This is a genomic window from Streptomyces sp. NPDC006012 (assembly GCF_042871185.1).
GTDB lineage: Bacteria > Actinomycetota > Actinomycetes > Streptomycetales > Streptomycetaceae > Streptomyces.
Window position 1 is genome coordinate 186936 of sequence record NZ_JBIAIE010000015.1, and the last position, 10887, is coordinate 197822.

The following is a 10887-nucleotide window of genomic DNA, read 5'->3' on the forward strand; positions in this document are numbered from 1 at the left end:
CCGCTGGAGAAACCCGCCTTCAGGACTCCGACGGAAGTTCGGCACGGTCGGCATGCGTGATCGGCAGGGATCCACGGTGCGCCGTACCCGTGCCGTCGAGCAGGCCCCGTGCTCCGGGCCGGACATGGCCGAATCCGCGCCTCGTCGCGACTGCCGGACAGCGGCACGGCGAGTACACTATTCATTGGGTGATGAATTATTCCGGAAAAGGGAGGGCTGCGATGGAACGGACCACGTGTTGTGTCGTGGGCGGTGGTCCCGCGGGCATGGTGCTCGCCCTGCTGCTGGCCCGGGCCGGTGTAGAGGTGACGGTCCTGGAGAAGCACAACGACTTCCTGCGCGACTTCCGCGGCGACACCGTGCACCCCTCGACGCTGGCGCTCCTGGACGACCTGGGCCTCGCCGAGAAGTTCGCCCGGCTGCCGCAGCGCCGGCTGCGCACCGTCCGCATGCCCGCCGGGGCGGGCCGCTCGCCGGTCACGGTCGCCGACCTGTCGGTGCTGCCCGGCCCCTACAACTACGTGGCGATGGTGCCGCAGTGGGACCTCCTGGACCTTCTCGCCGACGAGGCCCGGCGCGAGCCCGGCTTCCACCTGCGGATGGGCACCGAGGCCACCTCCTTCCTGGTGACCCGCGGCCGGGTGACGGGCGTGCGCTACCGCACCCAGGACGGCCGGACCGGAGAACTGCGTGCCCTGCTCACCGTCGCCTGCGACGGCCGTTCCTCACTGGCCCGCTCCCGGCCGGAGCTGAGGCTGCGTCGCTACTGCTGCCCGATGGACGCCTGGTGGTTCCGGCTGCCGCGGCACGAAGGGGACCCCTGCGGATTCGTCGGCGCCGCGGGCGACCGCTTCCTGACGGCGATGATCGACCGCGGGGACTACTGGCAGTGCGCCACGATCATCCCCAAGGGCTCCGACGCCCGGCGCCGGGCCGCCGGACTCGACTGCTTCCGCGCCCAGTACGCCGCCGCCGTCCCCTGGATCGCGGACCGCACGGACCGGCTGCGCTCGTGGGACCAGGTCAAACTCCTCGACGTGCACCAGGACCGGCTGCGTCGCTGGCACCGCCCCGGGCTGCTGTGCATCGGCGATGCCGCGCACGCGATGTCCCCGGTCTTCGGCATCGGCATCAACCTCGCCGTGCAGGACGCCGTGGCCGCGGCGCGGCACCTGGAGGGACCGCTGCGCCGCGGGCGCGTGGGCCTGCACGACGTGCGTGGCATCCAGCGCCGCCGCCGTCCCACCACGGTCGCCACCCAGCGGCTCCAGCGCCTGGCCCATGCCCACCTCATCGCCCCCGTGCTGCAGGGGAGACCGCCCATGGGCGACGCGCGGCGGGCCCGGCGTGCGGCGGGCCTGCTCGCCTCGTCCCGCCTGGTACGCAGGCTGCCCGCCTACTTCATCGGATACGGGGCCCTCCGCGAGCGTCCGCCGCGCAGCGCGCTGCGGTAGCCCTGGGGCGCTGGTCGTACGGTGATCGCCCACGTCGGGCGGCCGGATCCCGCTGAACCGTACGCCCCTGCACGACGCGCATGGCCTGACGGCAGCCGCGCGGCGTCGGACGAAGCGTGCGCATCAGCGTCTTGCGGCGGCTCGTACCGGCGCTGCCGCTCGCAGGCGCCGGCCGGTACGGGGCCGACCGGTCCGCCCGGGGAGCGGCCACCGCCGCAGCGGTAGGGTGCACCTCCATGGAGCGGATCTTGGTGGTGGGTGTCACGGGTGCGGGTAAATCCACCCTTGCCCGGGCGCTGAGCAGCCGTCTCGGCCTCCCCTACCACGAGATGGACGCGTTGTACTTCGACGGCCCCGACTGGTCCGTGAACCCCTCCCTGACCGACGACGTGGCGGCGCTCGCCGCCGGACCCCGCTGGATCTTCGACTCCCTCGGCTATCCCGAAGTACGCGATCTGCTGTGGGAACGGGCGGACACCGTCATCTGGCTCGACTACCCGCGAAGGGTCGTCATGCCCCGCATCCTGCGCCGGTCCATCCGGCGGACGGTGACCCGGGAGGCGCTCTACGGCGGCAACCGGGAGACCTGGTCGGACTGGCTGACCCGGCAGCACCCCGCCTGGTGGGCCTGGTCCCAGCACACGGCCCGCCACCGCGAGGTCGAACGCCGCACCGGTGACCGCAGGTTCGCCCCGCTGGCGACACACCGTTTCGGCCGCCCCGGTGCGGTGGCGGACTGGCTGGCCTCTCTCTGAGCCGGCCCGGGCCTGATACCGCGCACCGCACCCTTGCATCCCCCCGGCGGACCTGTCCTGCCGGTGGACTAGCCGTTGCCCGGCGGCAGTCGGTGGATGATCGTGAACAACTCCGTCCACTGCCGGGCGGACAGGTCGCGCGGCAGCGGCGTACCGCCGAGCCGCTGTGCGGCGAGCCAGCGCAGGACGGCGCCCGCGCGGTGCGGCGGGGCGAGCCGCGGCAGGATCTGGCGCAGGCCGTGCCCGCGGCCGGTGAAAACGGCGTGCACGAACCCCTGGTAGGCGTGGCGCGCGGCCGGTGCGAGCAGCGGTTCGGGGCGCCGGCGGACGACCATCAGGCCGCCGTCGACGTCCGGCCGCGGAGTGAACGCGGCGCCGGGCACCCGACGTTCGAGGGAGAACTCGTACCACGGCCACCACTGGGCGGTCATCATCGTCGCGCCCCCGACCCCGGCCCGGCGGCGGGCCACCTCCCACTGTGTCACCACAACCGCGGTGCTCCAGCGTTCCGTGTGCATGATGCGGCGCAGCATCGCGGTGGTCAGGTGGAACGGGAGGTTGCCCACGATGGTGTGCGGGACGGGGGGAAGCCGGTACCGCAGGAAGTCCTCGTGGACGACCGTGGTCGTACGGGAATCGACCCGGCCGCTCAGCGAGCGAGCCTGCCGCCGGTCCAGTTCGACCGCGGTGATGGGGCGCCCCAGTGTCTGCAGCGGCAGTGTCAGGGCCCCGTCGCCGGGGCCGATCTCGACGATCGGCCCCTCAGTGCGGGAGACGAGCCCGACGATGGCGTCGATCACGCTCTCGTCGGTGAGGAAGTTCTGGCCGAACTCGTGTCGGCCGTGACGGTAGGTGGGCACGGTTGGTTCGCTCCGGGCGTCGATCGGGTAGCCCGGGCAGCGCGGAGAGCGCCGCCCAGCAGGTGACGAGCTGGAAGCGGCGGAGCGTGCCGTCGAGGTCGCTGTCCGCCGCTAGGAGCGACGGATCCGCGTCATTGCCATGCAGAAACCCATGGGCAGGACCGTACCCCAGGGGTGTCGGGCGGCCACAACGATTTTGTGCGGGACCAGCACCGCGCTGGTGTCGATCGGGACCAGCGCCGCACCGGCCACTGTTCCCGGTCGTGTTCCCGTGGCGGAGGTCCCGGGCCGCAGGGCTCGGGACCTCACGATCGGACGGTCAGGCCGTCACACCCTGCGGTTGTCCCACGGTCAGCCGCCCGGTGCGTGCGAGCGCGGCGATCGCGGCCGCGCACGCGAGGCCCGTCGAGGCCAGGGCGCCCCAGGTCAGCCAGAGGGCGTCGTGCCGCACGGCGAAGTCCCACAGTGCCCCGGTGGCGAGGTTGCCGAGGGTGATGCCGAGGCCGGAGACGGTGTTGTAGAAGCCGTAGTGGGTCGCGACCAACCGGTCGCCGGAGAGCGAGACGACGGTGTCCATCTCGAACGGGTAGACCACCGCGCCGCCGGCCGCCAGCAGGACGACCGCTGTCACCAGTGCGGCGACGACGGCCGCCGCCCGGTGCGGGACGAGCGCCAGCGGAACGAAGGCCAGCCCCATCGCCGTGAGCCCGCGCACCAGTGCCTCATGGGCGCTCCAACGCCGCTTGGCCCAGCCGGTGAGCCGGAGTTGGCCCATGACCGCGACGGCGGCCGACACCACGAACAGGCCGCTGGTCACCGCCGTGCCGTCGGCCCCCAGCGCGTCGTCGGCGGCCAGCGGGAAGGCGAGGTAGACCTGGAACGTCAGGACGTACGACCCGATCATGGCGACGGCGAACAGCAGGAAGGGCCGGTTGGCCACGACCGTGCGCCACTGGGCCGGCACGCTCGCCCGCTCGCCGCCGCCGGTCGCGGTGTCCTGCCGGGCCGGCAGCGCGTACCACTGGAGCAGGGTCAGCGCGGCGAAGACGGCCGCGGCCGCCGTGCCGACGACCCGGAAATCGGCCGCCAGCAGGGCGAGTCCCACGAGCGGGCCGAGCAGCATGCCCGCCTGGTAGTAGACGTTGAACGTGGCGAAGGCGTCCACCCGGCGTTCGCCCGCCTCGGTGGCCAGATAGGCGCGTACGGCGGGGTTGAACAGAGCGCCCGCGAAGCCCGTCGCGGCGGACGCGACGACCAGGGCGGGCAGGCCGTCGGCCCAGCCGAGCAGCCCGAAACCGAGGGTGCGCAGCAGACAGCCCGCGAGGATGGGGGCCTTGTAGCCGTAACGGTCGGCGAGGGTGCCGCCGATGAGGAACATGCCCTGCTGGGAGAAGTTGCGCACGCCCAGCACCAGCCCGACCGCCCAGGCAGCGAGACCGAGCGCCCCCGACAGGTGGACGGCCAGGTAGGGCATGAGCATGTAGAAAGCGAGGTTGATGGCGAACTGATTGGCCATCAACAGCTGTGCGGCGGGCGGGAAGGAGCGGGTCTGCCGCCAGAGGTGCCTCATCGCGTGGCCCCCGAGAGCTGGGGCACGCCGCCGTCGGCGAGCGGGTCGGCGACCCGGGTGCACCGCGTCCAGCGGGTGACGGCCTCCTCGCCGCTGTCGCCGATCTCGTCCGGCGCGTCGGCGGGCGGCCGGCCGAGCAGCCCGTGTCGCCGGCAGTAGGCGTCGTCGAAGACGGTACCGACGTAGCGTTGCGGCCCGTCGGGGAAGACGGCGGCGATACGGTCCTCGGCGGGCAGCGCGCCGGCCAGCCAGCGGGCCACCAGCGCGACCGCGCCCACGCTCCAGCCGCCGGTGGCGTAGTGGTGCCGGGCCAGGTGACGGGAGGCCCACACCGCTTCGGGTGCGGCGACCCAGTGCACCTCGTCGAAGAGGCCGTAGGCGACATTGCGCGGATAGATGCTGCTGCCCAGGCCGCGCATCAGCCGCGGCGCCGCGGGCTGGCCGAAGATGGTGGAACCGGTGGCGTCCACGCCGACCACACGCAGCCGCGGGAAGTAGCCGCGCAGCACGGAGGCGACACCCGCGGAGTGTCCGCCGGTGCCGACGGAGACCACCAGCGCGTCGATGCGCCCGAGCTGTGCGACGAGTTCGCGGGCCAGCGGCGCGTAGGCGGCCACGTTGTCGGGGTTGTGGTACTGGTCGGGGCACCAGGCGCCGGGCTGGGCGGCGAGGATCTCACCGACCCGGTCGCGGCGGGCCTGCTGCCAGCCGCCTTCCGGGTGCGGGCCGGTGACCAGGTCCACCTCGGCTCCGTAGGCGGTGAGCAGGCCCGTCATCAGCGGTTCCATACCGGGGTCGGAGACCACGGTGACCGGGTGACCGTACACCGCGCCGGCCAGGGCCAGACCGAGGCCGAGGGTGCCCGAGGTCGACTCGACGATCCGGGCACCCGGCCGCAGCCGGCCCCGTTCACGGGCGGCGTCGACCATGTAGAGCGCGGTGCGGTCCTTGATGCCGCCGGGGTTGTGGCCTTCGAGCTTGGCCCAGAAGCCGCGTCCGGCGGCGGTGAAGGGCTCGCCGATCCACAGGACGGGGGTGTCGCCGACCAGTCCGGCCGGGGTGTGCAGCGGGTGTTTGGCGGCGGCGAGCAGCTGAGCGGGGGAATGCGGCACCTGAAGGCGCGGGACCGGATGGCGCGGGGCGGGATGCTGCGGGTCGAGGTGGTGCGGGTCGAGGTGGTGCGGGACTGGGGACGGCGGTACAGGCGACAGAGGTACGGGTGACGGCGGTACGGGATCGCGCGGGTCGGGGGAGGGCGGTACCGCGGAGTGCGGCATGGGGGAGTGCGGCACCGGGGTGCCGTCGTGCTGGTTCATGTGCGTGCTTCTCCCGCGGCCGGGGCACACGGGCGCGTGCCGGCCGCTGTGGTCGGAAGGAGGGGGGTGATCGGCGGTGCACGTCGGCGCGGCGGGCATTCCCGCAGCGTGTGTCCGTGCGGCTCACGGGCCGGTCAGGACCGCCACACGCCCAGACGGGCTCTGGACCGGCCGTCCGTGGCCGGTCCGGGGGTCGGCCCTTCGGGCGGGCCGGACCTCGGGGAGGGGAACTTGGCGTGGTCCGCGGCGGCCGGCGCGGCGCCGGCCACGGCAGGGGCCGGCGGGGCGATGCCGCGCGGCGGCTGGACCGTCGGTTCGTCGGCGTCCCGGCAGTGCGGCTGCTCGTCCCCCGGAGCGGGCGCCGGCCACGTGGACGCTACGGCGTCGGGTGCGCACGTCCGGTCGCACACCGCGGCGAGGAGGAGGGGGGTGTCGGTACGGACGAATCCCGCGGGCACCGGGCCGTGGGCGCAGCCGAGCAGGTGGACCAGCGCGGCGAGCAGCACCACGAGTGCGGCCGCGGCCCGGGGCACGGGCCGGTGCTCGCGACGTACCGACCAAGCCACCATGAGCACACAAGGTAGTCGATCATGTGCACATAGTGCGGATGGCGCGTGTCGGGCGTGCTCCGTCGCAGGTGGCCGGATGCCGTGCGGGGTACCGCCGATCTGCCCGGAAACCCGCCGGGCGTGGGCGCCCCGAGTCGATGGGTACATCCGTCCGGTCACCGCATCGGGTGAACGCCGCCGCCGGTCGCCCGCATCTCGTGCCGGCTCTCCGGCCGCCGTGCGGGCGGATCCAGCCCGGCGGCGGCACGGGTGACGTGTTCCACGTATCGGCACCCGCCCACATTTTCGCAGGTCAGAAGATGGCTAACGGACATGACAACGGTCACCGGTGCAGCCTTTGGCGTTTCCCTCGGCCATGGGTTTCACTGCGAATCGGGCATCCGTCGCGCGAGGGGGAAGGCATCCGAGATGAGCGAGCACGAAGTCGACCGGAGCGTGGCGCACGGCCACGGCGCGGGGCACGACCACGCCGCGGGCGGGCACGCGGGCCACTCCCACGGGGTGGCGGCCCACGCCGACCGCCGCTGGCTGGCCATCGCGCTCACCCTGATCACGGTGTTCATGGCCGCCGAGGTCGTCGTGGGCGTCATCGCGAGTTCCCTGGCGTTGATCTCGGACGCCGCGCACATGCTCAGCGACGCCGCCTCCATCGTGCTCGCGCTCGTTGCCATGCGGCTCGCCGCCCGCCCGGCGCGCGGTGGCTTCACCTACGGTCTCAAGCGGGCCGAGATCCTTTCCGCGCAGGCCAACGGCCTGACGCTGCTGCTGCTCGGTGCCTGGCTGGCCTATGAGGCGGTCCGCCGGCTGATCACGCCCGCGGAGGTCGCGGGCGGGCTGATGCTCGCCACGGCGCTCGCCGGGATCGTGGTGAACATCGCCGCGACCTGGTGCATCTCCAAGGCCAACCGCACCTCGCTCAACGTGGAGGGCGCCTACCAGCACATCCTCAACGACCTGTTCGCGTTCATCGGCACGGCCGCCGCCGCCCTGATCGTGCTGCTCACCGGCTTCGCACGCGCCGACGCCATCGCCACGCTCGTCGTCGTCGCGTTGATGGCGAAGGCCGGATACGGGCTGCTGCGCGAGTCCGGCCGGATCTTCCTGGAGGCCGCCCCCGCCGACGTCGATCCGAACCTGCTCGGCGACACGCTCGTCGCCCGGCCGGCCGTCGTCGAGGTCCACGATCTGCACGTCTGGCAGATCACCTCGGGGCAGCCGGCGCTGTCGGCGCACGTCCTGGTCGATCCGGGCGGCGACTGCCACGCCGTCCGCCGCGATCTGGAGGGGCTGCTGCGCCACGACTACGGCATCACCCACACCACCTTGCAGGTCGACCACGCCGCCGAGGCCGTCCTCCAGGTCACCCGTTCCGGGGAGCGGACCGACGAGGCCGGTCACTGCGACGCGCCGCACGGCCCCGCGCACCGCGACGAACCGCACCCCCACTGAACACCGAGCGGGGATGGGCCGCTCGGTACGGCGGTGGGCAAGGCAGCCTCGCACGGGCAGCGGGCACGGGACACCGCCGTACGGCCGGCGGGAGCGAAAGCCCGGACGGGCAGCGGGTACTGAAGCGGTCCGACGCCACTCACGGTCCGGTGAAGGACGGGCAGGGCGGCGGGGTGCGTGTCCCTCCGGCCGGTGTCAGGGGGCCGTCAGCGTTGGGCTACTGCCCGTCAGCGTCGCGTCATGAGGCATCGGCGGGCCGAGACCGGCGGGCATAACGTCGTCCGTGCGCCCTGGTCAGCCTCCCCGCTTCCAGGGCGAGCAAGCCACTCATGTGAACCACACTGGATCCTCTCGGAGGCATCCCATGGCAGAACTCCTGGGCGACGACCCGGAACCCTCTGATCGGCACCCGGCCGGACCTCTCTTCGTCCCGGTCCGGCTGGGACCGTCGGGACACGCGGTACGCATCTTCCGCACTCCCCTGGGCAGCCGGACGGCTGTCGGATTCACCTCGGTACGGCGGCTGACCGCGACGCTCGGCCCCGAGCAGGCGTGGATCAAGCTGGCCGAGCCCGCGCTCCGTACGCTGGTCGCGCCCCTCGCGGTCACCCGCATCACGGTGGACCCGCCGTTCTCCGCGCCCGCACCGGCACCGACACCCGCGTCGGTCGTCCCCGTGACCCCGGCGTCCGTGACCGCGGCGCTGCGGGTCGGTTGAGAGGCGGTGACAGCATGAGCGTCGTCAACGAGCCCGTTCCCACCGCGGTCGCCGCCTCCGACCTGTCGGTGTGGCCCATGTCGAGCAGCGAGCCCCACGGGGGCGACATCGCCGTGGGCGGTGTGCCGCTGGCCGAGGTCGCCGAGCGCTTCGGCACCCCCGTCTACGTACTGGACGAGAGCGAAGTGCGCGAGCGCTGCCGTACGTACCGGCATGCCTTTCCCGAGGCCGAAGTCCTCTACGCGGCCAAGGCGTTCCTGTGCCGCGCCCTGATCCACTGGGTGGCGGAGGAGGGCCTGGGCCTCGACGTCTGCTCGGCGGGCGAGCTGGAACTCGCGGTCACCGCGGGCTTCCCGCCCGAGCGCATCGTGCTGCACGGCAACGCCAAGTCCCCCGCGGACCTGGACGCCGCCCTGCGGCTCGGTGTCGGCCGCATCGTCATCGACAGCCCGTCGGAGATCGCCCGGCTCTCCGCCGCCGTCGGGCCGGGCGGCCGTCAGCGCGTGATGGTGCGGGTGGTGCCCGGCATCAGCGCCGGCGGCCACCAGAAGATCCGGACCGGCACCGAGGACCAGAAGTTCGGCCTGTCCATCGCGGACGGCGGCGCCGAGCGGGCCATCGCCCGGATCCTCGACCAGCCGCAGCTCGAACTGACCGGCCTGCACTGCCACCTGGGCTCCCAGATCACCAGTGTCGAACCCTATGCGGTCGCCGTACGGCGCCTGGTGGGGTTCATGGCCCAGCTGCGCGAGCGGTACGGTCTCGTGCTGCCCGAACTCGACCTGGGCGGTGGGCACGGCATCGCCTACCTCCCCGGTGAGCAGGCGCTCGACGTCACCCAACTGGCCCGCACGGTCCGCGCGGAACTGACCGCGGCGTGCGAGGCCGCGGGGCTCGCCGTGCCCCATCTGATCATCGAACCGGGCCGGGCCGTCGTGGGTCCGGCGGGCGTCGCGCTGTACCACGTGCTGTCCGTCAAGCGGACGGCCGGACGCACCTTCGTCGCCGTCGACGGCGGCATGGGCGACAACCCGCGGCCCGCTCTGTACGGTGCGCGGTACGCGCCCCGGCTGATCGGCCGGCCCCTGACGTCGCGGACGGCCCCGGTGGCGGTGGTGGGCCGGCACTGCGAGGCCGGCGACTTCCTCGCCGCCGATGTCGAACTGCCCGACGACATACGGGTCGGGGATCTGCTCGCCGTCCCGGTGGCGGGCGCCTACCAGTTGTCGATGGCCTCCGGCTACAACATGGTCGGCCGTCCGCCGGTCGTCGCGGTGCACGGGGGCCGCGCCCGTCTTCTGGTCCGGCGCGAGTCCCTCGACGACATCCGTCGCAGGGACGTGGGTCTCTGACACACCGCAGGACGGGCCGGGCGCGCTGCGAGCCGCCGCGGCCCGTCCCGTCCGGGCGGGTCCCGCCGGGTGGCGACGGCCGCGGGCAGCATCACCGCGGACCCCGCAGCCGGAGCCCGGCGGCTGCCGTCCTACGGACGTCGCGGAAGCCGGGCGCCGATGGCCTCGTCGAGTTCCGCCATGGTGTGGTGGAAGGCTGCTTCGAGGTCCACGTCGTAGCGGTACGCCAGGATCAGTACCGACCACAGGCAGTCGGCGAGTTCGTGTTCCAGCGCGGGCCGCCCGCCCGGAGCCTCCCGTGCTCCGTCCTCGCCCATGATGAGCTTGGCCAGGTCACCGACGTCTCCCATGAACCCCAGCATGAATTCGTTGCGCGCCCAGACCCGGCCGCGCTCCCGGCGGTTCAGCTCGTCGTAGAGGTCGTGGATGCGTACGGCCCGTTCCTGCAACTCGTTGAGGTCCACGGGATCTGTCCTTCCGTTCGGGAGGGGAAGCGGACGAGGCCGACTCTCGCTCCGTCGCCCCGCGACCGTCCAGACCTCGGTCCAGGCGGTACCTGCGGCCGTCCGGACCGCGGCTCAGGCGGTGCCCACGGCCGCCCCCAGGACCCTCCTTCCCCGCCCCACCCGTGCCCCCGGCTCCGCGGCGGTGGCGACTCCCGTCCGTTCGCGCCCGGACACGATCGGTCGCCGGCAGGCCGTCGCTCCGGGAGTTGCGGGGCCGGGCCTGGCCGGAGGAGGCGGATCCCGGGGGGGGTGCCTCTATGTCCTTCGTCAAGGCACCCCTGTCGGGTTTGGGGTGATTCGGTCTTGCTGGGGTCATGCGGCGAGCTCGACGTCCGTGG

General features: G+C 73.2%; 10 protein-coding genes. 5 read left to right on the top strand and 5 right to left on the bottom strand.

All coding sequences use genetic code 11. The annotated features are described in order from the left end of the window. Window positions 1-221: 221 nt before the first annotated feature. Entirely contained in the window at window positions 222-1454 is a 1233-nt protein-coding gene (locus ACFYPJ_RS24905; protein ID WP_389021146.1) for an FAD-dependent oxidoreductase, read from the top strand. A 236-nt stretch (window positions 1455-1690) separates the two neighbouring features. Next, window positions 1691-2209 carry an adenylate kinase gene (locus tag ACFYPJ_RS24910; RefSeq protein ID WP_389021149.1) on the top strand — a complete coding sequence of 173 codons (519 nt, stop codon included), beginning with the start codon at window positions 1691-1693 and terminating at the stop codon, window positions 2207-2209. Between the two features lie 68 nt (window positions 2210-2277). Here ACFYPJ_RS24910 and erm read toward each other — a convergent pair whose 3' ends face one another. From erm to ACFYPJ_RS24930, 4 genes are all read right to left on the bottom strand, one after another. Beyond that, window positions 2278-3069: a 23S ribosomal RNA methyltransferase Erm gene (gene erm / locus ACFYPJ_RS24915; RefSeq protein WP_389021152.1), complete on the bottom strand. Its 792-nt coding sequence runs from the start codon at window positions 3067-3069 to the stop codon at window positions 2278-2280. A gap of 319 nt (window positions 3070-3388) precedes the next feature. Continuing rightward, the gene (locus ACFYPJ_RS24920; protein WP_389021155.1) at window positions 3389-4639 is read right to left on the bottom strand and encodes an MFS transporter; all 1251 of its coding nucleotides are present in this window, start codon (window positions 4637-4639) and stop codon (window positions 3389-3391) included. Beyond that, a complete protein-coding gene (locus ACFYPJ_RS24925; protein ID WP_389021158.1) occupies window positions 4636-5955 on the bottom strand; it encodes a PLP-dependent cysteine synthase family protein in 1320 nt (439 codons plus the stop codon). The genes ACFYPJ_RS24920 and ACFYPJ_RS24925 overlap by 4 nt, the downstream gene beginning before the upstream one ends. Before the next feature lie 134 nt (window positions 5956-6089). Continuing rightward, window positions 6090-6524 (bottom strand): hypothetical protein, encoded by a 435-nt coding sequence (locus tag ACFYPJ_RS24930; RefSeq protein ID WP_389021160.1) that lies wholly within the window; start codon window positions 6522-6524, stop codon window positions 6090-6092. A 408-nt stretch (window positions 6525-6932) separates the two neighbouring features. Between ACFYPJ_RS24930 and ACFYPJ_RS24935 the strand changes: the two genes are divergently transcribed. From ACFYPJ_RS24935 to lysA, 3 genes are all read left to right on the top strand, one after another. Next, entirely contained in the window at window positions 6933-7973 is a 1041-nt protein-coding gene (locus ACFYPJ_RS24935; RefSeq protein ID WP_389021163.1) for a cation diffusion facilitator family transporter, read from the top strand. Window positions 7974-8337: 364 nt separating this feature from the next. After that, window positions 8338-8691, top strand: a complete 354-nt coding sequence (locus tag ACFYPJ_RS24940) for an SAV_915 family protein (RefSeq protein ID WP_389021166.1) — start codon at window positions 8338-8340, stop codon at window positions 8689-8691. Between the two features lie 14 nt (window positions 8692-8705). Next, a complete protein-coding gene (gene lysA / locus ACFYPJ_RS24945) occupies window positions 8706-10043 on the top strand; it encodes a diaminopimelate decarboxylase (protein ID WP_389021169.1) in 1338 nt (445 codons plus the stop codon). 131 nt (window positions 10044-10174) lie between these two features. Here the strand turns inward: lysA and ACFYPJ_RS24950 are convergent, their stop codons facing one another. Continuing rightward, complete coding sequence (locus ACFYPJ_RS24950) at window positions 10175-10507, bottom strand: nucleotide pyrophosphohydrolase (RefSeq protein WP_389021172.1); 333 nt, start codon at window positions 10505-10507, stop codon at window positions 10175-10177. Window positions 10508-10887: the final 380 nt, after the last annotated feature.